The following is a 23,120-nucleotide window of genomic DNA, read 5'->3' as shown; positions in this document are numbered from 1 at the left end:
GAGGGAGGCGGGATGAGTCGTCCGCTCACCAGCAAGGACCTGGCGCGGCTGGCCGGGGTGTCGCAGGCGACCGTTTCGCGGGTCCTGACCAACAGCCCGAAGGTCACCCCGCAGACCCGGGCCCGGGTACTGCGGGTGCTCGAGGAGGCCAACTACACGCCGAACGCGCTGGCCCGCGCGATGAAAACCGGCCGGACCGGCTCGATCGGGGTGTTCGTGACCCGGGTGACCAGCCCGTTCCACGCCCAGTTGCTGGACGAGATCGGCCGGGGGCTCAGCGCGGCCGGCCTGCACATGATCCTGTGGAACATCGAGCACGAGCAGCCGGAGTCGCTCGGCACGATCCTGCAGCAGCGCCTGGTCGACGGCTTCATCGTGACGTCGGCGTCGTACGCCTCACCGCTGCACACGATGGCGCTCGACTCCGGCACCCCGACGATCCTGCTGCACCGCGGCATCGACGGGCTGGACTGCGACCAGGTCGTCGGTGACGACCGGCAGGGCGCGTACGACGCCGGCCGGTACCTGGTCGAGGCGGGCCATACCGAGATCGGGCTGGTGCGGCTCGAACACACCGGCAACACCTCGCGCGATCGCGAGCGTGGTTTCCGCGCCGCGCTCGCCGACGCCGGCGTACAGCTCAGAGCGCGCAACGTGGTCACCGCCGGGGTGTCGCACGCCTCCGGTCACGCGGCCGCACGGAAGTTGCTGTCGGCCCGTAAACCGCCGACCGCGCTGTTCACGCTGACCGACCTGCTCGGGTTCGGGATCCTCGACGGCGCGCGGTCGCTCGGCGTCCGGGTGCCGGACGACCTCTGGGTGATCGGCTACGACAACACCGAACTGGCCGGGTGGGAGGCGTTCGACCTGACGTCGGTCGAGCAGCCGGTGCCCGGGATCGTCGCGACCGGGATCGAACTGCTCCGCCGCCGGATCGCCGAGCCGGACCGCCCGACCGAGATCGTCACGCTGCCCTGCCCGCTGGCCGTTCGCGGCTCGACCGCCAACACCCCCGCGAGGGTCAGCTCTCCTTGAGCAACGGCAGTACGTCGCGCAGGACGGCGGCGTGGTCGGCCGGGGACTTCAGGCCCATGCCCATCGTGTTGACGCCGAGATGCGTCGCGCCGATCTCGCGCCAGCCCCGGACGAACCCCGGCCAGTCCGCGTCGGGCAGGCGGCCGAGGCCGAGGCGCGCCTCGAAGCCGATCCCGGCCGGGTCGCGGCCCGCCTCCACGGCGTACCGGCGGACTCGCTCGACGGCGGCGCGGGCCTCGTCGTCGGGTGCGCTCTGCGGCATCCAGCCGTCGCCGATCTCCCCGGTACGGCGCAGCACGGCCTCGGCCGAACCGCCGAACCAGATCGGGATCCGGCGCCCGGGCAACGGGTTGAGGCCGGCCTCCTCGACCTGATGGAACTTCCCGTCGTACGAGATCACCGGGTCGGCCCAGAGCTTGCGCAGCAGGTCGACCTGCTCCTCCAGCTTGGCGCCGCGCTGCTTGAAGGGAACGCCGAGGGCGTCGTACTCGACCTGGTTCCAGCCGATGCCGACGCCGAGCCGCAGCCGGCCGCCGCTGAGCACGTCGACCTCCGCCGCCTGCTTGGCGACCAGCGCGGTCTGCCGCTGCGGCAGGATCACCACCCCGGTGACCAGCTCCAGCTCGGTGGTCACCGCGGCGAGATAGCCGAACAGCACAAAAACCTCGTGGAACAAGGACTTGTCGGTGTACCCCGTCCAGCCCGGCCGGTGCTCCGGACTCGCCCCGAGCACATGGTCGTAGGCCAGCGCGTGCGTGTACCCGGCCGACTCGACGGTCTCCGCCCAGGCCCGTACGACGGCCGGGTCACTACCGATCTCGAGCTGGGGAAAGACGGCACCGATCCTCACAGGGCTACTCCTCGCAGTAGTTGGACGATTCCTGACACGGCCTGCTCGAACGGTTCGTCGTCGGCGGCGGCCCGGGCGAGCACATAGCCGCCTTGCAGCACGGCGGCGATGGTGGCGGCGGTGGCGGCCGGGTCGAGAGACGGTGGAAACTCGCCGGACTGTTTGCCCTCGGCAAGGATCTCGGCGAGGCGCTCGCGGATCCGGCGCAGGGCGGCGTCGACGGGGGCGCGCAGAGCGGGGTCGGCCATCACGTCCGGGTCGGCGGTGAGGCGGCCGATCTGGCAGCCCTTGAGGACGTCGCGGTCGCGGCGCAGGTAGCGGGTGATGCGCTCGACCGCCGTACCGGGACCGGCGAGCTGTTCCTCGGCGGCCGCGGTGAGCTCGGCGGCGGACCGCTCGATCGCCGCCTTGGCCAGCTCGGCCTTGCCGGTGAAGTGGTGGTACATGCTGCCCTGGCCGGCCTCGGCCGCGGCCTGGATCGCCTTCGGGCTGGTCCCGACGTAACCCCGCTCCCAGAGCAGCTGCTGCGTGCTCCGGATCAACCGCTCCACTGTCTCCACTTGATCCACTGTACTCAGAGGTACAGGCGGAATGGCCTCGGCGGCAGCCCGACCGCTAGTCTCGGTCGGCATGAGCATCTCCGTCGCGATCGCCGTGATCACCTTCCGGCGACCCGAGCTGCTGAAAGGCCTGCTGGACAGCCTGCAGGCCCAGGAGCTGCCCGCGGACAGCGACTACGCCGTCCGGATCGTCGTGGTGGACAACGACGCAGCAGGTTCGGCGGCTGAGGTGATCGCTGCCGCAGCAGCGACCGGTCCGTACCCGGTGGACTCCGCGATCGAACCGGAGCCCGGGATCCCGTTCGCCCGGGAGAAGTCGGTGCAGCTGTGCTGGGACGACGACGCGCTGATCTTCGTGGACGACGACGAGGTCGCGCCGCCGGGCTGGCTGGCGACGCTGCTCGGCGCCTGGGAGAGCACCGGCGCGGACGTCGTCACCGGTCCCGTCCAGGGCACTCTCCCGCCGGACGCCCCGGCCTGGAACCGCTACAGCGACGTGCACGACTCGACCGGCAAGCACAAGACCGGCGACGTGCTGAACAAGGCGTACACGAACAACACCCTGGTCGCGCAGAAGGTCTACCACCAGGTCACGCCGGCCTTCCACCCGGCGTTCCGGTTCACCGGGTCGAGCGACCTGCACTTCTTCCTGCGCGTGCACCAGGCCGGATTCCGGATCGTGTGGTGCGAGGAGGCGCGGATCACCGAGGACGTGCCGGCCTCCCGGACGACGTTGCGCTGGCTGGTCCGGCGCGCCTTCCGGTCCGGCAGCGGCGACAGCATCTCCCGGGTGCTGATCCGGCCGGGCGTGGCCAGCAAGCTGACAGCGCTGGCCTATGCTCTGGCGCGGATCGGATCGGCCTTCGTCTACGGCCTGGCCGGTCTGGTGCTCGTACGCAAGACCTATCTGCTGAAGGCCGTTCGCCGGTTCTTCTCGGGCATCGGCAGCCTCGCGGGCATAGTAGGGATCAACCATGACGAGTACCGGGAACGGCACCACACCGACGGTGGCGACGCTGTGCCACGCGATCTGGCAGCTGGAGAAGGAGCTGGATCTGCTGAGCTGGCGGATCCAGGGCGCCCACCCGTGGCCGATCATCCGGATGCGCGTCTTCCATGAGCTGACCAAGCGCGCCGGTATCCACGGCGAGCCGCACCCGGTCCGCCGGACCCGCTCGGACAAGGCCCGGCTGGTCGGCAAACACGTCGCCGGAGTGGTCGGCAAGAACCCGTTCCTGGCCTCCGGCACGTACGACGCGCTGGTGGTGCCGCACCCGCGCAAACCGGCCGGCATCGAGATCTACACCGACAAGCTGCGCACCGAGCTCGGGTCGTCGGCGCTGGTGCTGGACTCGGGCATCAACGGGACCCCGCTGGCCGGCAGCCGCAACCTGGACTTCTTCACCTCCGCCGCCGGCGCGGTCCGCAGCCGCTCGGTCGACGCCCGGGCCACCACGATCGCCAACGCGCTCGAGGCGCTGACCGGCGTCAAGGTCCCGATCGGCGCCCTGGTCGCGCGCGAGATCCCCAAGCACCTGCGGCTGCGCACGCTCTACCGCGCACTGCTGCGGCGGCACCGGATCAAGACCGTGTACTCCGTGGTGTCGTACTTCCACCAGCACATCACCGGCGCGGCCCGCGACCTCGGCGTACCGGTGGTCGAGCTGCAGCACGGCGCGATCAGCCCGTACCACCTCGGCTACAGCTATCCCGGCAGCCCGGTGGTGCCCGACCAGCCGGACGAGCTGTGGTGCTTCGGCTCGTACTGGACGACGGTCGCCGAACTGCCGGCGGGGATGGCGACCGCGGTGATCGGAGCGCCGTTCCTGCCGCCGGCCGATCCGGCGCTGAAGATCGGCGAGCAGGTGCTGTTCCTGTCGCAGGGCACGATCGGGCCGGCGCTGCTGGACTTCGCGGTCGCGTTCTCGGCGGCCCGCCCGGAGCTGGACGTCGTGTTCCGGCTGCACCCGAGCGAGCACCTGACCGACTACCGGCTGCCGCCGGACAGCAAGGTCCGGGTGTCGGCGGGATCGGCGGAGTCGACCGTCGAGCTGCAGCGCGCGGCGGCGTACCAGGTCGGTGTCTCGACGACGGCGCTGTTCGAAGGGATGGCGCTGGGCTGCCGTACGGCGGTGGCCGAGCTTCCCGGACACGAGTACCTGCAGCCCGTCGTCGATCTCGGCGACGCCATCCTGGCTGCCGACGCGGCGACGCTGGCGGCCCGGCTCGACGAGGCGCCGGTGTGCGCGGACAGCTCGGTGTACTACGCGGCCGACCAGCTCAGCGCCGTACTGAAGGATCCCTCCCGATAAGGCCGAGCAGCCGGTCCTGCAGCGGCGCATCGGCCGGAACGGGGACCTCCGCGCCGAAGACCTCGATCCCGGGGCCGAAGGCGCCCGGCGTGCGGTAGCGCTCCATCATCTCGGCCGGGATGGACGTCGTACTGCGCCAGAGGCGCTCGACGTCGTCCGGGTCCATCGTCTCGTCCTGGCCGGTCGCGCGGGCCAGGTCCCAACCGTGCAGGACCAGGTCGTCGCTGACCACCTGGTCGATGTGCTGCTCAGCGGTCAGCTTGCCCGTCGGGGTGTCGGCCTCCTGACCCGCCAGTTCGGGGTTGTCGAGCACTTCCTGCACCGCCGCCCGCGCCTCCTGGAACGCACGCAGCGGATCGTCGCGCACCTGCGTGCCGAACGAGCCGCCACCAGGGCCCAGCATGACGCCGTGCATCGCGACGACGTGATCAACGACATCCCGGGCGGTCCACTGTGCGCACGGTGACTGGTTGGACCAGGCGTCCGGCGGTACGGCGGCGATCTTGCGCTCGAACTCCGCGGCGCGCCGGCGGTAGCGATCGGCGATCTCTTCCATCCGCCCACCCTGCCACCGGCGCGCGGTGAATCGGAAGGTCTAGACCGCGACGATGCGGGTACCGGGAGAACTCAGACAGCAACGAGGAGGTCAGTGATGGGTGGCATTACGCAGTCGGTGGACGTCGACGTCCCGGTCACGACGGCGTACAACCAGTGGACGCAGTTCGAGTCCTTCCCGCAGTTCATGGAAGGGGTCGAGCAGGTCCGGCAGCTCGACAACACCCACACCCACTGGGTGACCAAGGTCGGCGGCCAGACCCGTGAGTTCGACGCCACGATCACCGAGCAGCACCCCGACGAGCGGGTCGCCTGGAAGTCCGACTCCGGGCCGCAGCACGCCGGTGTGATCACCTTCCACCAGCTCGAGCCGGCCAAGACCCGGGTGACCGCCCAGATGGACATCGACCCCGAGGGCTTCCTGGAGAAGGTCGGCGACAAGCTCGGCGTCGTGGAGGGCCGGGTCAAGGGCGATCTGCAGCGGTTCAAGTCGTTCATCGAGTCCCGCGGCAGCGAGACCGGAGCGTGGCGGGGCGACGTCCCGCGCTGAGGTTCGCCGGCGCGCCGAGGTGACCGGCGCGCCCGGCTGTGCCGGTACGCGGTGGTGACCAGCGTGCCTGGCTGAGGTGTACACCCGCCGCGGATGCGCGGCCGGTGTGCCCCACCCCGCCGACACTTCCTCCGGAGTGTCGGCGGGGGCTTCTATGGTCGGTGCCATGCGGATGGTGGAGCTTGGCCGGAGTGGACTCAAGGTCAGCCGGCTGGGGCTGGGACTGGCGTCGCTGGCGGGGATGTTCGCGCCGGTGCCGGAGTCCCAGGCCGTGGCGACCATCGACCGCGCCTGGGAGCTGGGGATCCGGTTGTTCGACACCGCACCCGTCTACGGGTACGGGCTGTCCGAGCAGCGAGCCGGCCTCGGCCTGCGCGGACGGCCGCGTGACGACTACGTGCTGTGCACGAAGGTCGGCCGCCTGCTCGAACCAGGTGGGACCGACCTCCAACCGATCTGGGCCGAGCCACCGCCCGGGATCGGCCCGCGCCTGGACTACTCCTACGACGCGGTGATGCGCTCGTTCGAGGACAGCCTGCAGCGGATGGGCATCGACCGGGTCGACATCCTGCACATCCACGACCCGGAGCTCGACTTCGCGGCCGCCTCGACCTCGGCCCTCCGCGCGCTGGTCGAGCTGCGCGACCGGGGCACGATCCGCGCGCTGTCGCTCGGCATCAACCATGCCGATGTCGCGGCGCGGTTCCTGCGCGAGGCGGCGACGACGCCCGACTGCGTTCTGCTGGCCGGGCGCTACAGCTTGCTCGACCAGTCGGCCACGGTCGAGCTGCTGCCGCTGGCGCACCAGCTCGGCGTCTCGATCATCGGCGCCGGAGTCTTCCAGGGCGGACCGCTCGCGGCGTCGCGGCCGTCGGTCGGTTATCCCCCGCTGTCACCGGAGGCCGCCGCACGCCTGGACCAGCTCCGCGCGATCAGCGATCGGTACGGCGTACCGCTGCCGGCCGCCGCACTGCAGTTCCCACTGGCACATCCGGACATTCCGGCGGTGGTCGTCGGCGCGCGGACTCCGGCGGAGATCACCGAGGTGGCCGGCTATCTCGATCAGTCCATTGCCCCGGAGTACTGGCGGGCGCTGGAAAAGGCCGAGCTGATCCCGCTACGGTCGAGCTGAGGAGGTGCCGATGCGGTTCGCGCTGCTGCACAAGACCAACGACGCACTGGAGGCCGGCCAGGCGCCGGATCCGGCGATGCTCGCCCGCGCCGACGAGGTGCTGGAGGAGATGCGCCAGGCCGGCGTACTGCTCAGTGCCGACGGTCTGCTGCCCAGCGCCCACGGCGCGCGCATCACGTTCCCCGACGGCTCACCCCGGGTGCTCGACGGCCCGTTCACCGAGACGAAGGAACTGATCGCCGGCCTGTCGATCATCCGCGTCAACTCCCGCGACGAGGCCGTCCAGTGGGCCCTGCGCTTCGCCGAAGTCGACCCCGGCACCGAGATCGACATCCTCCAGCTCGCCGACTGACCCGGCGGCCGGCTCACTGGGCTTCGGCGAGCACGCCTTCCTCGGCGGAGACGAGGGAGTCGATCGCCGCGAAGAAACGGGCGATGCCCGGCAGGTTCGGCCCCTTGGCCCGGCTGGTGGCGAAGTCCTCGCTGGTCGCCCACTCGACGATGTCGAGCCACTCGCCATCCGGGAGCTGGACGAGGCGCGCGGACAGGAAGCCCTGGCGATCGGCGGCGAAGTCGGCGAGCATGCCGGGTCGCGCGGCCAGCAGCTCGCCGGTCTTCTCGGCGGCAACCTTGAAGCGGGTCAGCTCGACAGCAGTCATAAGTCACATTCCCTGATGGTCAAGAATAGTGACTATAGTGAAGCACAGTCGCGCGATCAGCTCAAGGGCAGCAGGCCGGCCGGGATCAGACCCCGAAGACGTTGCTCGAAGCAACTAGATGGTCAGGTGCAGCAGCGGGTACGGCTTGCCGGTGCCGTCCCGCTCGGACCGCCCGGAGACGGTGAACCCGTGGTGCAGGTAGAAACCGACCGCCTGCGGGTTCTGTTCGTTCACGTCGACCGCCGTCACGCCGAAGACCCGTCGCGCGTGATCCAGCAGCAACGTCCCACCACCCCGCCCGCGGGCTTCCGGGGCCAGGAACAGCATCTCCAGCTTGCCCGCCGTCGCTCCGGCAAATCCGAGCAACCGGCCGTCGTCGTCCCGGAGCCCGGCCAGGTGCTCGAGCTGCCCGAACGACGCGGCGACCAGCGGGCGGAACACATCCAGGTCGGCCTCGGTGACGAAGTCGTGGGTCGCGCGGACCGACGCCTCCCAGATCCGCGTCGCCTCGGCGTACTCGTCGGGGCGGATGCCGGTGATCTCCATCGGCCCATTCAATCCGAGAGGTTCGTCGCGGCCCACTGGGTGATGTCCTCGCGGCGGATGGCGGTGGCCATCAGGTCGGGGAACAGGTCCGGGGTGCAGGCGAACGTCGGGATGCCGAGGTCCGCGAAGGCGGCCGCGTTGTCGGCGTCGTACGAGGGGGCGCCGGAGTCGGCCAGGGCGAGCAGGGCGACGACCTGGACTCCGGACTCGACCAGCGAGCGGGTACGGCGTAGCAGCTCCTCGCGGTTGCCGCCTTCGTACAGGTCGCTGATCAGGACCAGGACGGTCTCGGCGGGACGCGCGACGAGCGTTTCGCAGTACGCGAGCGCGCGGTTGATGTCCGTGCCGCCGCCGAGCTGCGTGCCGAACAGGACGTCGACGGGATCCTCCAGCTGGTCGGTCAGATCGACGACCGCCGTGTCGAAGACGACCAGGCTGGTCCGCAACGTGCGCAGCGAGCCCAGTACGGCGCCGAACACGCTCGCGTAGACGACCGACTCGGCCATCGAGCCGGACTGGTCGATCGCCAGCACGATGTCGCGCTGGACGCTGTGGTTGCGCCGGGCGTAACCGACCAGCCGGTCCGGGACGATCGTGCCGAGCGCCGGCGAGAAGTGCTTGAGGTTGATCCGGATGGTCCGGTCCCAGTCGATGTCGGAGTGCCGCGGCCGCGCGGTTCGCCCGGCCCGGTCGAGCGCGCCGGTGACGGCCGCGCGGGTCCGTTCGGCGAGGCGCTTCTCCAGGTCGGCGACCACCCGGCCGACCACCTCGCGCGCGGTCTGCTTGGTCTCCTCGGGCATCACCTCGTTCAGCGCGAGCAACGTGCTGACCAGGTGGACGTCGGGCTCGACCGCGTTCAGCAGTTCGGGTTCCATCAGCATCCGGGTGATGCCGAGCCGCTCGACCGCGTCCCGTTGCATCACCTGGACGACGGAACTCGGGAAGTACCCGCGGATGTCGCCCAGCCACCGCGCGACCCGCGGCGCCGACGACCCGAGCCCGGCCGAGCGCTTGGTCCCGGGCTCACCGCGCTCCGCGTCGTACAGGGCGGCCAGTGCCGCGTCGACGGACTGGTCGGTCTTCGACAACGAGGTGCCGGTCTCCGGATCCGCTTCGCTGCCCAGGACCATCCGCCATCGCCGCAGCCGTTCGTCGTCGGCCATCAGACCTCCACCAACGTCGTCGGGCGACCCAGCAGCCGAGCGACGGTCGGCAGCACCGAAGCCGCCAGCTCGGCGTCCAGATCATCGTCTACGGCAACTACTTGGGTCGCACCACCCAGCGCCCGGGCCCGATCCGCGATCGATCGCCGCTCGGGCTTCGCGAACGTCCCGAACGTCCTGCGCAGCAACGGCAGCACCTCCAGGAACGCCTCGTCCGGAATCCCCGCCAGCCACCCGTCGACCAGCCCCAGCAACCGCTCGTCGTGCACCAGCAGCAACCCGCCGCCGGCCAGGAACCCCTCGACGTACCCGGCCGCCTCGATCGTCGCGGTTCCCGGCGACAGCGCGCGCCCCAACCGCAGCGCGACCTCTCCGGAGTCGACCCGCGACGTGTCGAGCATCAGCCGCGTCAACCGTCCCGCGATCAGCGGCGGCACCGACGCCCGGTCGCTCAGCCCCTCCAACGTGCGCAGCCAGATCTCCCGCGACTCCTCCGACAGCAACGCCGTCGCATCCTGTACGCCGTCGATCAGCTCCAGCACGGACGCCGCCGCATCGGGATCCAGCCCGTGCACCGTCCGCCCGAGTCCGGCGCAGACCCGGGCCACCATCCGTTCGGCGACCGCGGCCAGTCCGGCGGTGTCGCTGCCCCGGACGTCGCCGTACCGCGCCGAGCGCGCCAACGCCGGCAGCGCGGCCATCAGGTGCCCGACGTCGGCGTCCTTCGCCGCCCGGGTGTCGACGCCCGCGAGCAACGCCGGCAGGGCGTCGGCCAGGTTCGCGAGCAGGGACCGCTCCAGCGCGGATGTCACCTCGGCCAGCGTCGACGACTCCGCCGCGGCCGCGAGCATCTTCGTCGTCGCCGCGCCGACCACCGTCGTACCGTGCGCTCCCGCGGCCACCAGGTCGACCTCGAGTCCCGGATCCCAGGCCAGTTTCCACATCTCCCGGAACGTGCCTTGTGAACGCCGGTCGTCCGAGGTCGGCACTCCCCAGTCGATGCCCAGAATCCCCAACCGGTGCAGCAGCTGCGACTTCTCCCGGTCGTTGTCCTTGCGCAGATCCAGGTCGATCACCCGCTCGGCCGGGTCCCGTTTCAGCCGCAGCCGTCGGGCCTGCGCGGCCAGATCCGCCGCCACCGGCGCCTGCGGCGTGTCACCCGGCACGGTCCCCAGCAGCTCACCGACGACCGCTTCCCGCGTGACCAGCTCCAGCAGGACGTCGTTCCCGCCACACAGTACGGCGCGCGTCGCCTCCGTCATCTCGCTGAGCCCGGCGAGCGGCCGTTCTCTCAACGCGGCAAGGGTTTCCGCCAGCCGGACCGCCTCGATCACGTGCGCGCTCGACACCGGCAGGTCCTCGTCGCGCAGCACCCGCGCGACCTTGGTCAGCCAGCGGGTGGTGATCTGGTCGGGCGCGGTGAACAGATGGTGGTACCAGCCCGGTGAGGTCACGCCCGCGCCGTACCCACTCGCGTTGGCCAGCCGGCTGTGCGTCCACGGCACCCAAGTGCAGGCCACCTTGCGTTTCGCCAGGCCCTTCAGGATCCGCGCGTCATGCGTTGCCGGGGGCAACGGCAAGGTCAACGCCGGGACATGCCAGGCACCGCAGACGACGGCGATCCGCTCGAAGCCCTCCTTGATCGCCTTGCGCAGCGTCTGCCGCATGTACGCCTCGCGCTGGGCCTCCCGTCCGGTCGCCTGCTCGTCGCGGCGCAGCTCGCCCATCGCTTCCGCGATCACCGTGAACGGCTCGGCGCCGTCGCGCCGGTGCTCGATCACGTCGTCCCACCAGCGCTCGGGATCGTCGTATCCGCCGGCCGCGGCGAGTGTGGCGAGCGGATCGATCGACGACCCGCGCTCCCGCTCCGACGACCCGAACATCAGCGCCGCCGGCAGATCGCAGAACCGCACCGGTACGCCGCCGGCCAGCGCGAAGCGGATCGCCTGCCACTCCGGGCTGAACACCGCGAACGGCCAGAACGCAGCGCGCGTCGAGTCGTCGACCGCATAGGCCAGCAAGGCGACCGGCGGGACCATCTCCGGATCCGCGGCCAGCTCGACCACTTTGTCGGCCTCCGGCGGTCCCTCGATCAGCACGATGTCCGGCTGCAGGTCCGCCAGGGCAGCCACCAGCGCCCGGGCCGAGCCCGGTCCGTGGTGCCTGATCCCGAACAGGTGGACGGACATCAGCTCAGGTCCCGGCACGCCCGGTAGAAGTCCGACCAGCCGTCGCGTTCGCGGACCACGGTCTCCAGGTACTCCGACCAGACCACCCGGTCGGCCGACGGGTCCTTGACCACCGCGCCGAGGATGCCGCCGGCCACGTCGTACGAGCGCAGTACGCCGTCTCCGAAGTGTGCGGCCAGCGCGAGACCTCCGGTGACCACGCTGATCGCCTCGGCGGTCGACAGCGTGCCGGACGGTGACTTGACCGCGGTCCGGCCGTCCTCGGTCCGGCCCGAGCGCAGTTCGCGGAAGACCGTGACGACGCGGCGGATCTCGTCCAGCGCGCTGTCCTGCGGCGGCAGCTCCAGCGAGGCGCCGAGCTGCGCGACCCGGCGGGAGACGATCTCGACCTCGTCGTCGGCGGAGTCCGGCAGCGGCAGGACGACGGTGTTGAACCGGCGCCGCAGCGCGCTGGACAGCTCGTTGACGCCCTTGTCGCGGTCGTTCGCGGTGGCGATCACGTTGAAGCCCTTGCGGGCCTGGATCTCGCCGGCCAGCTCCGGGATCGGCAGCGACTTCTCCGACAGGATCGTGATCAGCGCGTCCTGCACGTCGGACGGCATCCGGGTCAGCTCCTCGATCCGGGCGATCTTCGCCTCGGCCATCGCGCGCTGGACCGGGCTCGGGACCAGCGCGGCCTCGCTCGGGCCCTGCGCGATCAGCTGGGCGTAGTTCCAGCCGTAGCGGATCGCTTCCTCCGCCGTACCGGCGGTGCCCTGGACGAGCAGGGTCGAGTCGCCGCAGATCGCCGCGGCCAGGTGCTCGCTGACCCACGTCTTCGCCGTACCGGGGACGCCGAGCAGGAGCAGGGCCCGGTCGGTGGCCAGCGTCGCGACGGCCACCTCGATCAGGCGGCGGGGGCCGACGTACTTGGGCGAGATCTCGGTGTCGCCGGCCTTACCGCCGAGCAGGTAGGTGACGACGGCCGCGGGCGACAGCTGCCACGCCGGTGGCCGGACCCGATCGTCCGTCGCCGCCAGAGCGGCCAGCTCACCGGCGTACTCGTCCTCGGCGTGCGGCCGCATCACGGCGGTTGTGGTCATGACAGCTCCTCGTACATCTCGCGACGGAAGTTCAAGGTCTCCACCAGCCGCAGGCGCCAGGTGTCTTCCTCGCCGGTCGGCTCGCGGGTGATCGGATGGTGCAGGGCTTCAGGCGGTACGGCGCGGGCGGCGATGCTGGCCAGCCGTGCCCAGCTCCTGGCGGTGCCGGCCTTGCTGAGCAGGTCCAGCACCAGTACGGCGAGCGGCGCCGGCCAGGGGACGGGCAGTCCGCCGACCAGCTCGGACAGGTCGGTGGTCGTGCGCAGGTGCTCGATGGCGGCGGGCCACTCCTCCTCCGGCAGCACCCTGAGCAGCTCGGACGTCCGGCCGTCGGTGGAGGCATCGCTGCGCAGCAGGGCCCGGGCCCACTCGGCGTTCTGCTCCCGGACGGCCGCTTCCGCCCAGGCAGCCTGCAATACCTCGGCAGCAACGCCTTCCACCGGCAACTGCAGGACATCGGGAGCCGGCAGCGGAGCCGCCGCCACCAACTGCTTGAGCCACCAAGCTCTGCGGCCGAGCCCGGGGTGTGCCTGCGGATCGACGGCGTCCCGCTCCATCGCCTTGGTGACGCGCTGCGGCAGAGTCACGGCCAGCACTCCGTGGGACTCGGTCAGGTGCGCCGCTACCCGCTCAGCCATCCGTACGCCGTACTGCGAGCCCTCGATGCGCGCCAGCAGCTCAGCCGCCAACCGGCGAACGTCCTTCGACCTGTCGTCGAGTGCCGCCTCGAGGAACTCTTCGTCCGCTCCGCTCAGCCCCGCCTTGAGCGCACCCAGGAACTCCAACCGAGTCGCAGCGCTCTCGGTCGGCCACACCTCCCGCAGCGCCTCCAACGCAGCGGCCGGGTCCCGCTCGCGCAGCCGCCTGAACCACGCGCGCCGCTGCAGCGAGTTCCCGTGGGTCCACAGCTCGGGGTTGTCGCTCACCGCCTCGTGCAGGAACCGCCACTCCGGATTCAGCTCGGCCAGCCAGGCGGCACGCCGCCCGGCGGCCGCGATCACCAGCGGCCGGTACTCCGCTCGTCCGCGCGCGTAGTCCGCCAACGCCGGCAGGTGCTCTGGTGGGATCCCCCAGCCCTTCGCCTCCGCGATCCGCAACCACTCTCCGAGCGCGGCCGTCTGGAACCCGGCCACCATCGCCGTCAGCCGCCGGATCGCGCTCGGCCGGGGCAACGGCCGGTCCTCGCCCTCGGCGACCGGCAACGGCTCGATCCCTCGCAGCGGAAGGCGTCCGGCCCGTTTGTAGAGCGTCGCCAACGCGGCCGCGTCCAGCAGGCCTGCGTCGTCCGACAGCTGCTCGCGGACCGCCGGCGGAAGGTCTTCGAATGTTGGTGGCCGACGGTCGGTGCCGAGCAGCGCCGAGGACACCAGCCCGTCCCAGCCCCTCACAGGATCACCGCTCGATCGCCGTCCCAGACGGTCATCGGACGGAAGCCGGCCCGGTTCCACTCACCGGCAACGGTCAGCGGACCGCCCGCGGAGACAGCGAGCAGTTTCCAGGGATCCACCGGGAGCAGCTCCAGGGCGTCTCCCGCTGTGTCCACCAGAGCCCAGTTCGCGCCGTTGCGGGCCGGGCGGACATTCTGCAGGACCAGGGGCCAGCGCTCGTTCCAGGGGTCTGCCGACAGCGACTCCACGTACGAGGCCAGCGCCTGGCGGGCGGTCAGCCCGGCGGGCCGTGAACCGGGCAGACGTGGAGCGGTCTGGGTCAGCAGGGCGCGGAGCGGAAGAGCGCCGGGATAGAAGGACAAGACGGCCGGGACCAGCTCGCCGGGACGGGCCGGCAACGGATCCAGGCGACGACCACCGGGCGCGAACGCGAGGATCAGCGCCAGCCGCCCGGTCGTTGCCCCACGCAACCACAAACGGCGTACGGTGAGCCGGTCGTCCGGCTCGACGACACGACCGAGCACCAGCCAGTCGTCCTCGACCTTCTCGCCTTCGGCCTGGACCCGAGCCGTCTCGACGGTCCACCCGATCCGGGTCTGCACGGTGTCGGCCATCGACGGCGGCAGCTCGGCCAGTCGGCTGTGCGCCGACACGGTCAGGTGGATCAGCGCCAGCTCCTCCAGCAGCTCCCCCGGCCACCCGTGTCCCCGCCCCACCACGCCAGCAGCACGCCGTACGGCGCCCGCGACGCCTGGCGCCTGCGCGTCGACCATCCGCGCGGCCAGTCGGCTCAGCTCCTCATAGCCACGCTGCTCGAACCCGCTGAGCCCCCGGCGTACCTGGTCGTCCAGCCACGCCTCAAGCTCGGCCATGCCCGCCGACACCCGATCGGCTCGGCGTGAGGCACGGGCCTGGGCCGCCAGCGGATCAGCGACCTCGCCCGGCTTCTTCTCGGCGCGCTCCGCCGCCCGCTCGGCCCGCGTGCTGCGCTCGGCCAGCCACTTGTCGACCCACTCGGGCTCGTCCGCCGTGGGCAACGCTCCGGCGGCCCAGAGCAGCATCAGGCCGAGCGCGTGCTTGCACGGAAACTTCCGGCTCGGGCAGGAGCAGCGAAAGGCCGGACCGCTCAGGTCGACCGTCGTCTGGTACGGCTGCTTGCCACTGCCCTGGCAGTATCCCCACAGCGCGTGCTCCGAGCTCCCCGCGTCGGACCACTTGGTCACCCGCGCCTGGGCCTGCCCTGCTTTGGCGGAGGCAGGATCAGGCGCCAGAGCGAGCACCTGCTCCTCATCCCAAGGCCCCACGACGCTCCCTGCTCTCACCTACCGCCGACAAGACGAGAGCATGCCATCCGCAACGGACAGCTCAGCCGAAGGCCTCCTGCTCGGACTCGTAGTGGCTCGGGTACCCATTGCCCGTCCGGTGCCCGTTGACCGAGGACGGGGGCGCGGGAGTCTCCGACAGCCCGTCCCGTACGGCGCCCAGCAGCCGCTGCTCGACCGCTTTCAGCTCCGCGATCCGCCGCCGGATCGCCTCCTCCTCGGCCTTCGCGGCCGAGACGATCTCGTCGGCCTCGGCCTTCGCCGTCTCCCGCAAGTGGTCCGCGGTCCGCTGGCTCGCGCTCAGCACGCTGAGCTCGTACCGCCGCAGCTCGTCCACCCACGCGCCGTCCTGCGGCTGCGCGGCCAGCACCGGCGCCATCGGGTGCTCACCGTCGACTCCTGGCAGGGTCCGCTCCAGCTCGGCGATCTGCTGGTCGACCCGCGTGAACAGGTCGGCCACATCGGTCCGCATCCGGCGGATGACGTTCGCCGCGGCCGCGACGCGTTCGTTGGCCTCGCGCTCGCGCTCCAGCGCGGTCCGCTCGGCCGAGGTGATCACGCCGAGCGCCACCGCGGCGTCCCGCTCGGCATCGTCGGCGGGCTCCGGCACCACGCCGGTCGACGCCGCACCAGGCGCAGCGGCTGCTGCCAGATCAGCCGGGGCGCCTTCGTCAGCAGACGCCATTGAGACCGTCCGCCGCAGCGGCACCTCGCGGATGAAGAGCACCGCCAGCAGACTCACCACACCGGCCCCGGCAGCGATCAGGAAGATGCGCCCGGTCGCGTCGCCGTACGCATGCCGTACGACCTCCGCCAACTGCGGCGGCAACGCCCCGACGTCGAGCAGACTCCCGCCGGAGCCCTCCTCCAGCGCGCGGCCCGCGGCGACGCCGTCCGGCCCGAGCGCTCGCAGGTTGCTGGTGATCAGCTCGGTCACGCGGTTGGCCAGGACAGCGCCCAGCACCGACACCCCGACCGCACCACCGAGGCTGCGGAAGAACGTGACGGACGCGCTCGCGGCGCCGACCTGGCTGACGTCGACCGTGTTCTGTACGGCGAGCACCAGGTTCTGCATCAGCATGCCCATGCCGATGCCCATCGCGCCCATGCCGACCGCCAGATACCAGTACGGCGTGGTGTGGTCGATCATCCCCAGCACGGCGAGCCCGCCGATCAGCAGCAACCCACCGAGCACCAGATAGCGCTTCCACTTGCCGTACCGGGTGATCATCTGGCCGGCGCCGACCGAGCCGACGAACGAGCCCAGCATCATCGGAACCGTGAGCAGGCCGGACTCGGTCGCGCTGTAGCCGCGGGCGACCTGGAAGTACTGACCGAGGAACACCGCGCTGCCGAACATGGCGAGACCGACCGCCAGGCTGGCCACGATCGCCAGCGCCGTGGTCCGCTCCCGGACGACGCTCAGTGGGACCAGCGGCTCCTTCGCCCGCGTCTCGACGACGACCGCGAGGATCGCGAGCAGCGCCGTACCGCCCAGGTAGTAGGCGGTCTCGCGGGACCACCAGGGGAAGTGCGTGCCGGCGAACGAGACCCACACCAGCGGGAGGCTTGCCGCGCCGCTGATCAGGATCGCGCCGAGGTAGTCCATCCGGACCCTGCGCTTCAGCAGCGGCAGATGCAGATAGCGCTGCAGCATGACCAGGCTGATCACTGCCAGTGGCACGCAGACGTAGAAGCACCAGCGCCAGCCGAGCCAGCTGGTGTCGACGATGACGCCGCCCAGCAGTGGACCGCTGACCGTGGCGACAGCGACGACCGCGCCCATGTAGCCGGAGTAGCGTCCCCGGTCGCGAGGTGGGATCGCGGCGCCGATGATCGCTTGGGCCAGCGCCATCAGGCCGCCCATCGCCAGGCCCTGCAAGACGCGGGCGCCGATCAGGAACGGCACGTTGTGCGCCATCCCGGCCAGCGCCGAGCCGACCACGAACAAGACGGTCGCCAGCTGGACCAGCAGCTTCTTGCTGACCAGGTCGGACAGCTTGCCCCAGACCGGAGTCGACACGGTGGTGGCGAGCAGACTCGCGGTGATCACCCAGGTGTACTGGGTCTGGGTGCCTTCGAGGTCGGCGATGATCGTCGGCAGCGCGTTGCTGACGATGGTCGAGCTGAGCATCGCGGTGAACAGCGCCGCCAGCAGGCCGACCAGGATCTCCAGGATCTCCCGATGGGTCAGCCCGGGATCGGCCGGCGCCGGTGACGCGAGGGGCTCGGCCGGCGCGGGGGCCGTCGTCTCGGTGGCAGACATCGGGGTGGATCCGTCCTCACGCGGTCGTTCGGCCGGAGCAGCCGGTCGGGCTGCGCCGGGGCGGAGTACGGCCTCCAGGTCCTCACCCAGGCCTATTTGGTTGCGATAGGAAACAATAAGCCATCGCCAACGACCCTGCGTAACACCCCGAGGCTGTTGACCGATCAACAGCCGGAAGCCTCGGCGGAGCTGTCAGGGCCCGCCGAGGCTTTCCGCTCCGCTCAACTCCCCGCGCCGCGCCCGGTCCGCGCCTGTAGCTCGTCGATCAGCCGGGACGCGTCCGCCTTGCTCAGCCGCTCCGGAACCTGCTCACCGGCCTCCTGCGCGAGCGTGTTCAGGTACGACTCCTGCGGCCCGGTCATCGGCTCGTCCCCGGTCGTCCAGTTCTCCGGCTCCTTGTCCGGCACCGGATGCACGTCCTGACTCATCGCTCCTCCTCGTTCGAACACCAGCTCGATTAATCGGCCAGTACCCCCGGCCGCGGGTCGCATGCACCGCAAGCGGCGAGTCAGGAGGCCAGCAGCCGTACGGCGTTCGCCGTGGTGCGTGGCCGCCAGCCCTCGGCCACGGCGGCTTCGTCCAGTGCGGCGATCTGGTCGGCAACAGCTTCCGACGGCGTGAAGCAGTGGTCGCTGCCGTAGAGGAGGTGGTCGGCGCCGGCTACTGCTTGCAGGGCGGGCAGCTGGTTCGGCACCGGCGTGCCGGCGACGTCGTACCAGAGGTGCTTGAGCTGGTCGGTGACGCTGGGCAGACCGCTCGTGGGGTCGAAGGTGGCCCGGTACAGGTCGAGCCTGTCGCCGAGCAGCGGGATCACTCCACCGGCGTGGGTGACGACGAAACGGATCCGCGGGTAGCGGCTCAGGATCCCGGTGAGCACCAGGTCGGTCACCGCGCGGGCGCTGTCGAACAGGAACTCGATCATCGGCCGCGGCCGGTCCAGCGAGACCTGTCGCCACTGCGGCGGCGAGGTCGGGTGCAGGAACACCACCGCCGCCCGCTCGTCCAGCGCACGCCACAGCTGCTCCCACGACGGGTCCCCCGGGTACTGCCCGCCGGCGTTGCTGTTCAGGATGATCCCGTCCGCGCCCAGGACGTCGTACGCGTGCTCGAGCTCGACCAGCGCCCCGGCGACGTCCGGCAACGGCAGACTGGCGAAGAACCCGAACCGGCCCGGGTGGTCCTTGCCCAGCTCGGCAGCGGCCTCGTTCATCCGGCGGGCCAGCACCTGGGCGCGGAAGTCGTCACCGAAGTGCACACCGGGCGACGACACCGACAGGATCGACTTGGCGATTCCGGTCCGGTCCATCAGCCGCAGGTGCCTGGCCGCGTTCCACACCGGCCAGGCCGGCATCCCGTCCGGCCGCAGATGCCCGGCCCGCTCGGCCGCCGTGACGTACTCCGGCAGCAGGAAGTGTGCGTGCACGTCGATCAGGCCGTCCATCGTCGTCACCTCCGGGGAGCGAGTGGCGAGGACGACCGTCCTCGCCAGGGCGAACTGCGGGCAGTGCGGGTCACGCGGCGGTCGGGTGCAGCAGGTCGTCCAGGCCGACCCGGCGCAGGAACTCCGCGCGGACCCGGTCGGCGACCGCGTTGACCACGGCGGCGCCGTCGTCGGAGGGGTCGATGTGGACCCGGAACGGCCGGCGGCCCTTCTCGGTGCCGACCACGGTGACGACCGCCCGGGCGACCTCCGCGACGTCGGCCCACTCCGGCTCCAGCTCGCGCAGCTTCTGGCTGACCTGGTCCATCAGCCCGGCGTACCGGGTCTCGTACGCCGCGACGACATCGGTGTCGGCCGGGGTGCCGCTGTGCGCGAAGTGGTTGGTGCCGTGGGTGAACGAGCCCGGTACGACGATGGTCGACTCGATGCCGAACCGGGCGACCTCCAGCGCGTAGCTGGTGGCGAGCGCGTCCATCGCCGCCTTCGCGGCGAAGTACGGCGCCAGGTACGGAGGCGTGCCGCCGCGTGAGCTCGAGCTGCCAATCCAGAGCAGCAGACCGTCCTGCTGCTCCCGCAGGTGCGGCAGGGCCGCCCGGTTGAGCCGCTGGGTGCCCAGCACGTTGGTGTCGTAGAGCTCGGCCAGCTGCTCCGGGGTGAAGGCTTCGGCCGGGCCGGTCACCATGTGCCCGGCATTGTGGATCAGTACGTCGAGCTTGCCCTCCTCCGCCAGCACCGTCTGCACGGCCTGGCGGGCCGACTCGTCGGAGCTGACGTCGAGCTCGACGGTGCGCAGGTCGACGCCGTTGTCCTTGGCGTACTGCGCGGCGTCGGCCGCGGCGGTCGCGTTGCGGGCGGCGAGGTCGCGCATCCCGGCGTACACGGTGTGGCCGGCGTCGGCCAGGGCGCGGGCGGTCAGGGCGCCGAATCCGCTCGACGCGCCGCTGATCAGGATGGTCTTGGACATGGCTGTGGTCCTTTCGAGGCTGTTTTCGGGCAGGCGGAGCAGCAGGCTCGTCGCCCGTGAGGGGGTGTGAAGGGGAAGTGCGAGGCGGGCGCCGAAGGCTCAGGCGCCCGCGGGGGGTCAGGCCGCGGAGCCGCCGTTGGCGTAGATGGTCTGGCCGTTGACCCAGCGACCGGGACCGGCCAGGAAGGCGACGACCTCGGCGATGTCCTCGGGCTGTCCGAGGCGCTCCAGCGGCGGCTCGGCGGCGATCCGGTCGATCAGCTCCTGCGGCTTGCCGTCCAGGAACAGGGCGGTCGCGGTCGGGCCGGGGGCCACCGCGTTGACGGTGATGTCGCGGCCGCGCAGCTCACGGGCCAGGATCAGGCTGATCGTGTTGACCGCGCCCTTGGTCGCGGCGTACGCCGAGTAGCCGGGGCGGGCCAGCAGGGTCAGCGAGCTGGAGAAGTTGATGATCGCGCCACCGTTGCGCACCCGGCGGGCGGCCTGCTGGTCGACGACGAACGTGCCACGCACGTTCACCTTCAGGTGCTCGTCGAGCACGGCCAGGTCCAGGTCGGCCAGCGGGGACAGCTTCATGATGCCGGCCGCGTGCACGACCACGTCGACGCCACCGAACTGCTGCTCGGCCGCGTCGAACAGCGCGCTGACCGCCTGCTCGTCGGCGACGTCGGCCCGGACGGCGATCGCCCGGCCGCCGGCCTGCTCGACCTCCTGAACGGCTTCCTCGGCCTCGGCCTTGCCGCCGCCGTACGCGACCACCACGTCGAAGTGGTCCCGGCCCAGCCGGACCGCGGTCTCCCGGCCGATCCCGCGCGATCCGCCGGTCACGATCGCCACCCGGTTGCTGTTGTCGGTCATCGTCGTTGCTCCTTCGAAGTTCTGGTGTTTCGTGCTGACACCAGAAGCTTCGCGCGGCGGATGGATCAAGTCCAACGACTCAACTCGATAGGTGGATCAATTCCGTTGATCCATCAAATCGGCGCCCGGCGTCGTACCGGGCGGGTGCTGCAGATGCGAGACGACGAGCCCGAGCAAGGCCCGCAGGGCCACCGACGGCTTCCGCTTGCGCAGCGTCGCCATGTAGAGCGACCACTGGAAGTCCTGGTCCTTGATCGGCACCGGGCGGATCGCCTCCTCCCCGGCGACCGCGTAACCGGGCAGGATGCCCAGCCCGACCCCGTGCCGGACGAACTGGACGCCGTTGTCGATGCCGAGCGCTTCGACGGCCACGTGCCGGCCGATCCCGGCGGCCTCGAACGTCTGGTCGATCAGCGTCCTGGTGCCGAAGCCGGGCGGGAAGTCGACGAACGCCTCGTCGGCCAGGTCCGCCAGCTCCACCGATCGACGCCGGGCCAGCCGGTGGCCGGTCGGTACGGCGAGCACCTGCGGCACCCGCAACAGCTCCCAGGCCGTCAGTTCTCGCGGCACGCTGCCCGCGCCGACGCCGAGGAAGCCGACGTCGATGTCACCGTTGCGCAGGCCGGCGATCACACCGGCCGACCCTTCGGGCTCGACCCGCAGCTGCAGCTCGACGTTGCGATGGCGACGCCGGAACTCTCCCGCGGCCGCCGGCAGGTCGATCAGGCCGAGGCCCGGCAACAGCCCGACCCGGACCGATCCGCGCATCCCGGCGCCGAGCTCGTCGACGACGTCCCGCGCGCCTTGGACCGCGTCCATCACCGCGAGCGCCTCCGGCAGCAACGCCGTACCGGCCTCGGTCAGCACGACGCGCTGCGCCGACCGCTCGAACAAGGTGACTTTCAGATCGCGTTCCAGCGACGCGATCGCCGCGCTCACCGCACTCTGTACGACGTGCAGCCGGCGCGCGGCGAGCGTGAAGCTGCGCTCGTGCGCCACCGCCACGAAGTACTCCAGCTGCCGAAGCTCCACAGCCAGAGTCTGGCAGCTCGCGGGGACCGCGAGGACTACGGCGTACGGACCTGGTCCTGGTCGACCCAGACGAGGTGGCCGTGGTGGCTGATCAGGATCTCGCGGGCGCCGGTCGGGGCGGTCCGGCGGGACAGGGCCTGGCCGGCGATCCACCGGCCGCCGATCCGGACATGGACCGACTCGGGCCGGGAGGAGGGAGGGGCTACCGGGCTGGCAACAGGCATGGCACCTGACTTCTGGACAGGGGCGGCGACGGGTTGATGACGTCTGGACCGGGGGTGGCGCTGCAGGTCGGGCATGTTCGTCCTCGGGAGGGACCGCAGTCGTCGGCGCAGTTCACGCCGGCTGGCTGCTCAACCAAAGGCCACCCTACAACCGCGAAGTGAATGATCCCTAGCGGTATCCCGAATTGCTTTAACACAAAGACCTTCAGGAATTAACCGGCGCCGTTGTGGGCACCGGAACGACGCGACCAAGGAGGTCCATCATGTCCAGCAGCAATCCCATTCCCCCGATCGTGCCGACCGGTCCGGGCAGCGAGCCGGACCAGAACCCCGATCTGGTCGATCCGGTCCTGGATCCCAACGATCCGGACACTCCGGACTTCCCGGACCCGGACATCCCGGACGCGGACCCCGACCAGGACCCGAACGAGCAGCTACCGCGGAATTGACTTTCCGCGAACAATCGGCAGCCGGTGAACGGCTGCCGATTGTCGTGTCCGGCGATCAGGACCAGGCGGGAAGTTGCTGCACGGCCCAGGAGTTTCCGTCCGGGTCGGCGAAGAACACGAAGGTCCCCCACGGAAACTCCTGCACCTCGCTCACCTCGACGCCGCGGCCGGCCAGTTCCTCGCGCGCCGCGGCCACGTCCGCGACGACGATCTGCAGTCCCTGCACCGATCCCGGCTCGGCCTGGGTCAGTCCGGTCCCGATCGCGATCGAACAGGCCGATCCCGGCGGGGTCAGCTGGACGAACCGCAGCTCGTCGCTGATCCGGTGGTCGTGATCGGCGACGAAGCCGACCTTTTCGGTGTAGAAGGCCTTTGCCCGGTCCACGTCGGCCACCGGTACCGACACCAGCTCGAGTTTCCAGTCCATCCCGGTCCCCTCCTCGTGCTCGAATCCTGTCCAGCAACCTACCGGCCGGCCCGGGTCAGAACTTGTGCGTCTGGTTGCCTTGGACCGCCCTGGGTACCAGGTCGTCGAGCCGATCC

At 71.0% G+C, this 23,120-nt stretch carries 25 protein-coding genes; 7 read left to right on the top strand and 18 right to left on the bottom strand.

The annotated features are described in order from the left end of the window. Nucleotides 1–12 precede the first annotated feature (12 nt). Nucleotides 13–1,035, top strand: a complete 1,023-nt coding sequence (locus ACQPXM_RS03830; protein WP_432944787.1) for a LacI family DNA-binding transcriptional regulator — start codon at nucleotides 13–15, stop codon at nucleotides 1,033–1,035. Here the strand turns inward: ACQPXM_RS03830 and ACQPXM_RS03825 are convergent. Together ACQPXM_RS03825 and ACQPXM_RS03820 are read right to left on the bottom strand one after the other, a co-directional pair. Beyond that, nucleotides 1,022–1,885 carry an LLM class F420-dependent oxidoreductase gene (locus ACQPXM_RS03825; protein ID WP_432944785.1) on the bottom strand — a complete coding sequence of 288 codons (864 nt, stop codon included), beginning with the start codon at nucleotides 1,883–1,885 and terminating at the stop codon, nucleotides 1,022–1,024. The two genes, ACQPXM_RS03830 and ACQPXM_RS03825, sit on opposite strands and share 14 nt — an antisense overlap. Continuing rightward, on the bottom strand, nucleotides 1,882–2,445 hold the full coding sequence (locus ACQPXM_RS03820; RefSeq protein WP_432944783.1) for a TetR/AcrR family transcriptional regulator: 564 nt from the start codon (nucleotides 2,443–2,445) through the stop codon (nucleotides 1,882–1,884). Before ACQPXM_RS03820 ends, ACQPXM_RS03825 begins: the two co-directional genes overlap by 4 nt. 70 nt (nucleotides 2,446–2,515) lie before the next feature. Between ACQPXM_RS03820 and ACQPXM_RS03815 the strand changes: the two genes are divergently transcribed. Both ACQPXM_RS03815 and ACQPXM_RS03810 read left to right on the top strand, forming a co-directional pair. Beyond that, on the top strand, nucleotides 2,516–3,565 hold the full coding sequence (locus ACQPXM_RS03815; protein WP_432944781.1) for a glycosyltransferase family 2 protein: 1,050 nt from the start codon (nucleotides 2,516–2,518) through the stop codon (nucleotides 3,563–3,565). Continuing rightward, nucleotides 3,549–4,757, top strand: a complete 1,209-nt coding sequence (locus ACQPXM_RS03810) for a hypothetical protein (RefSeq protein WP_432950937.1) — start codon at nucleotides 3,549–3,551, stop codon at nucleotides 4,755–4,757. The genes ACQPXM_RS03815 and ACQPXM_RS03810 overlap by 17 nt, the downstream gene beginning before the upstream one ends. Here the strand turns inward: ACQPXM_RS03810 and ACQPXM_RS03805 are convergent. Further along, nucleotides 4,726–5,313, bottom strand: a complete 588-nt coding sequence (locus ACQPXM_RS03805) for a TIGR03086 family metal-binding protein (protein WP_432944779.1) — start codon at nucleotides 5,311–5,313, stop codon at nucleotides 4,726–4,728. The two genes, ACQPXM_RS03810 and ACQPXM_RS03805, sit on opposite strands and share 32 nt — an antisense overlap. Before the next feature lie 96 nt (nucleotides 5,314–5,409). Here ACQPXM_RS03805 and ACQPXM_RS03800 point away from each other — a divergent pair, with 96 nt between their 5' ends. The 3 genes from ACQPXM_RS03800 (at nucleotide 5,410) to ACQPXM_RS03790 (ending at nucleotide 7,346) form a co-directional block, all read left to right on the top strand. Continuing rightward, on the top strand, nucleotides 5,410–5,862 hold the full coding sequence (locus ACQPXM_RS03800; protein ID WP_432944777.1) for an SRPBCC family protein: 453 nt from the start codon (nucleotides 5,410–5,412) through the stop codon (nucleotides 5,860–5,862). 166 nt (nucleotides 5,863–6,028) lie between these two features. After that, entirely contained in the window at nucleotides 6,029–6,994 is a 966-nt protein-coding gene (locus ACQPXM_RS03795) for an aldo/keto reductase (RefSeq protein WP_432944775.1), read from the top strand. Between the two features lie 10 nt (nucleotides 6,995–7,004). Next, on the top strand, nucleotides 7,005–7,346 hold the full coding sequence (locus tag ACQPXM_RS03790) for a YciI family protein (protein ID WP_432944773.1): 342 nt from the start codon (nucleotides 7,005–7,007) through the stop codon (nucleotides 7,344–7,346). A gap of 13 nt (nucleotides 7,347–7,359) precedes the next feature. Here the strand turns inward: ACQPXM_RS03790 and ACQPXM_RS03785 are convergent, their stop codons facing one another. From ACQPXM_RS03785 to ACQPXM_RS03720, 14 genes are all read right to left on the bottom strand, one after another. Further along, a complete protein-coding gene (locus tag ACQPXM_RS03785) occupies nucleotides 7,360–7,653 on the bottom strand; it encodes a hypothetical protein (protein ID WP_432944771.1) in 294 nt (97 codons plus the stop codon). A 114-nt stretch (nucleotides 7,654–7,767) separates the two neighbouring features. Further along, nucleotides 7,768–8,199, bottom strand: a complete 432-nt coding sequence (locus ACQPXM_RS03780) for a GNAT family N-acetyltransferase (protein WP_432944769.1) — start codon at nucleotides 8,197–8,199, stop codon at nucleotides 7,768–7,770. A gap of 8 nt (nucleotides 8,200–8,207) precedes the next feature. Next, the gene (locus ACQPXM_RS03775; protein ID WP_432944767.1) at nucleotides 8,208–9,362 is read right to left on the bottom strand and encodes a VWA domain-containing protein; all 1,155 of its coding nucleotides are present in this window, start codon (nucleotides 9,360–9,362) and stop codon (nucleotides 8,208–8,210) included. Continuing rightward, nucleotides 9,362–11,551 (bottom strand): DUF5682 family protein, encoded by a 2,190-nt coding sequence (locus ACQPXM_RS03770; RefSeq protein ID WP_432944765.1) that lies wholly within the window; start codon nucleotides 11,549–11,551, stop codon nucleotides 9,362–9,364. The genes ACQPXM_RS03775 and ACQPXM_RS03770 overlap by 1 nt, the downstream gene beginning before the upstream one ends. Further along, nucleotides 11,551–12,633, bottom strand: a complete 1,083-nt coding sequence (locus ACQPXM_RS03765) for an ATP-binding protein (RefSeq protein ID WP_432944763.1) — start codon at nucleotides 12,631–12,633, stop codon at nucleotides 11,551–11,553. Before ACQPXM_RS03765 ends, ACQPXM_RS03770 begins: the two co-directional genes overlap by 1 nt. Continuing rightward, nucleotides 12,630–14,021 carry a DUF5691 domain-containing protein gene (locus ACQPXM_RS03760; RefSeq protein ID WP_432944761.1) on the bottom strand — a complete coding sequence of 464 codons (1,392 nt, stop codon included), beginning with the start codon at nucleotides 14,019–14,021 and terminating at the stop codon, nucleotides 12,630–12,632. The genes ACQPXM_RS03765 and ACQPXM_RS03760 overlap by 4 nt, the downstream gene beginning before the upstream one ends. Next, entirely contained in the window at nucleotides 14,018–15,325 is a 1,308-nt protein-coding gene (locus tag ACQPXM_RS03755; protein ID WP_432944759.1) for an SWIM zinc finger family protein, read from the bottom strand. The genes ACQPXM_RS03760 and ACQPXM_RS03755 overlap by 4 nt, the downstream gene beginning before the upstream one ends. 61 nt (nucleotides 15,326–15,386) lie before the next feature. After that, complete coding sequence (locus ACQPXM_RS03750) at nucleotides 15,387–17,609, bottom strand: MFS transporter (RefSeq protein WP_432944757.1); 2,223 nt, start codon at nucleotides 17,607–17,609, stop codon at nucleotides 15,387–15,389. Between the two features lie 221 nt (nucleotides 17,610–17,830). Next, complete coding sequence (locus tag ACQPXM_RS03745; protein ID WP_432944755.1) at nucleotides 17,831–18,037, bottom strand: DUF3072 domain-containing protein; 207 nt, start codon at nucleotides 18,035–18,037, stop codon at nucleotides 17,831–17,833. An 80-nt stretch (nucleotides 18,038–18,117) separates the two neighbouring features. Next, nucleotides 18,118–19,050: an amidohydrolase family protein gene (locus ACQPXM_RS03740; protein ID WP_432944753.1), complete on the bottom strand. Its 933-nt coding sequence runs from the start codon at nucleotides 19,048–19,050 to the stop codon at nucleotides 18,118–18,120. 70 nt (nucleotides 19,051–19,120) lie between these two features. Continuing rightward, on the bottom strand, nucleotides 19,121–20,014 hold the full coding sequence (locus tag ACQPXM_RS03735; RefSeq protein ID WP_432944751.1) for an SDR family oxidoreductase: 894 nt from the start codon (nucleotides 20,012–20,014) through the stop codon (nucleotides 19,121–19,123). Nucleotides 20,015–20,131: 117 nt separating this feature from the next. Continuing rightward, a complete protein-coding gene (locus ACQPXM_RS03730; protein ID WP_432944749.1) occupies nucleotides 20,132–20,872 on the bottom strand; it encodes an SDR family oxidoreductase in 741 nt (246 codons plus the stop codon). 96 nt (nucleotides 20,873–20,968) lie between these two features. Continuing rightward, nucleotides 20,969–21,904: a LysR family transcriptional regulator gene (locus ACQPXM_RS03725; RefSeq protein ID WP_432944747.1), complete on the bottom strand. Its 936-nt coding sequence runs from the start codon at nucleotides 21,902–21,904 to the stop codon at nucleotides 20,969–20,971. 35 nt (nucleotides 21,905–21,939) lie between these two features. Next, nucleotides 21,940–22,128 carry a hypothetical protein gene (locus ACQPXM_RS03720; RefSeq protein ID WP_432944745.1) on the bottom strand — a complete coding sequence of 63 codons (189 nt, stop codon included), beginning with the start codon at nucleotides 22,126–22,128 and terminating at the stop codon, nucleotides 21,940–21,942. A 263-nt stretch (nucleotides 22,129–22,391) separates the two neighbouring features. Between ACQPXM_RS03720 and ACQPXM_RS03715 the strand changes: the two genes are divergently transcribed. After that, entirely contained in the window at nucleotides 22,392–22,577 is a 186-nt protein-coding gene (locus tag ACQPXM_RS03715; protein WP_432944743.1) for a hypothetical protein, read from the top strand. A 55-nt stretch (nucleotides 22,578–22,632) separates the two neighbouring features. Here the strand turns inward: ACQPXM_RS03715 and ACQPXM_RS03710 are convergent, their stop codons facing one another. Then, entirely contained in the window at nucleotides 22,633–23,004 is a 372-nt protein-coding gene (locus tag ACQPXM_RS03710; protein ID WP_432944741.1) for a glyoxalase superfamily protein, read from the bottom strand. Nucleotides 23,005–23,120 lie beyond the last annotated feature (116 nt).

It is taken from the genome of Kribbella sp. CA-253562, assembly GCF_050942265.1.
Classification (GTDB): domain Bacteria; phylum Actinomycetota; class Actinomycetes; order Propionibacteriales; family Kribbellaceae; genus Kribbella.
This window is presented reverse-complemented; position numbering and strand designations above follow the sequence as displayed.

Excerpts from the sequence above, each read along its gene's own strand:
- ACQPXM_RS03770 (WP_432944765.1), bottom strand. The coding sequence starts at position 11,551 with ATGTCCGTCCACCTGTTCGGGATCAGGCACCACGGACCGGGCTCGGCC.
- ACQPXM_RS03710 (WP_432944741.1), bottom strand. The coding sequence starts at position 23,004 with ATGGACTGGAAACTCGAGCTGGTGTCGGTACCGGTGGCCGACGTGGAC.
- ACQPXM_RS03750 (WP_432944757.1), bottom strand. The coding sequence starts at position 17,609 with ATGTCTGCCACCGAGACGACGGCCCCCGCGCCGGCCGAGCCCCTCGCG.
- ACQPXM_RS03810 (WP_432950937.1), top strand. The coding sequence starts at position 3,549 with ATGCGCGTCTTCCATGAGCTGACCAAGCGCGCCGGTATCCACGGCGAG.
- ACQPXM_RS03790 (WP_432944773.1), top strand. The coding sequence starts at position 7,005 with ATGCGGTTCGCGCTGCTGCACAAGACCAACGACGCACTGGAGGCCGGC.
- ACQPXM_RS03745 (WP_432944755.1), bottom strand. The coding sequence starts at position 18,037 with ATGAGTCAGGACGTGCATCCGGTGCCGGACAAGGAGCCGGAGAACTGG.
- ACQPXM_RS03775 (WP_432944767.1), bottom strand. The coding sequence starts at position 9,362 with ATGGCCGACGACGAACGGCTGCGGCGATGGCGGATGGTCCTGGGCAGC.
- ACQPXM_RS03805 (WP_432944779.1), bottom strand. The coding sequence starts at position 5,313 with ATGGAAGAGATCGCCGATCGCTACCGCCGGCGCGCCGCGGAGTTCGAG.
- ACQPXM_RS03715 (WP_432944743.1), top strand. The coding sequence starts at position 22,392 with ATGTCCAGCAGCAATCCCATTCCCCCGATCGTGCCGACCGGTCCGGGC.
- ACQPXM_RS03830 (WP_432944787.1), top strand. The coding sequence starts at position 13 with ATGAGTCGTCCGCTCACCAGCAAGGACCTGGCGCGGCTGGCCGGGGTG.
- ACQPXM_RS03800 (WP_432944777.1), top strand. The coding sequence starts at position 5,410 with ATGGGTGGCATTACGCAGTCGGTGGACGTCGACGTCCCGGTCACGACG.
- ACQPXM_RS03785 (WP_432944771.1), bottom strand. The coding sequence starts at position 7,653 with ATGACTGCTGTCGAGCTGACCCGCTTCAAGGTTGCCGCCGAGAAGACC.
- ACQPXM_RS03720 (WP_432944745.1), bottom strand. The coding sequence starts at position 22,128 with ATGCCTGTTGCCAGCCCGGTAGCCCCTCCCTCCTCCCGGCCCGAGTCG.
- ACQPXM_RS03815 (WP_432944781.1), top strand. The coding sequence starts at position 2,516 with ATGAGCATCTCCGTCGCGATCGCCGTGATCACCTTCCGGCGACCCGAG.
- ACQPXM_RS03740 (WP_432944753.1), bottom strand. The coding sequence starts at position 19,050 with ATGGACGGCCTGATCGACGTGCACGCACACTTCCTGCTGCCGGAGTAC.
- ACQPXM_RS03780 (WP_432944769.1), bottom strand. The coding sequence starts at position 8,199 with ATGGAGATCACCGGCATCCGCCCCGACGAGTACGCCGAGGCGACGCGG.
- ACQPXM_RS03735 (WP_432944751.1), bottom strand. The coding sequence starts at position 20,014 with ATGTCCAAGACCATCCTGATCAGCGGCGCGTCGAGCGGATTCGGCGCC.
- ACQPXM_RS03765 (WP_432944763.1), bottom strand. The coding sequence starts at position 12,633 with ATGACCACAACCGCCGTGATGCGGCCGCACGCCGAGGACGAGTACGCC.
- ACQPXM_RS03795 (WP_432944775.1), top strand. The coding sequence starts at position 6,029 with ATGCGGATGGTGGAGCTTGGCCGGAGTGGACTCAAGGTCAGCCGGCTG.
- ACQPXM_RS03730 (WP_432944749.1), bottom strand. The coding sequence starts at position 20,872 with ATGACCGACAACAGCAACCGGGTGGCGATCGTGACCGGCGGATCGCGC.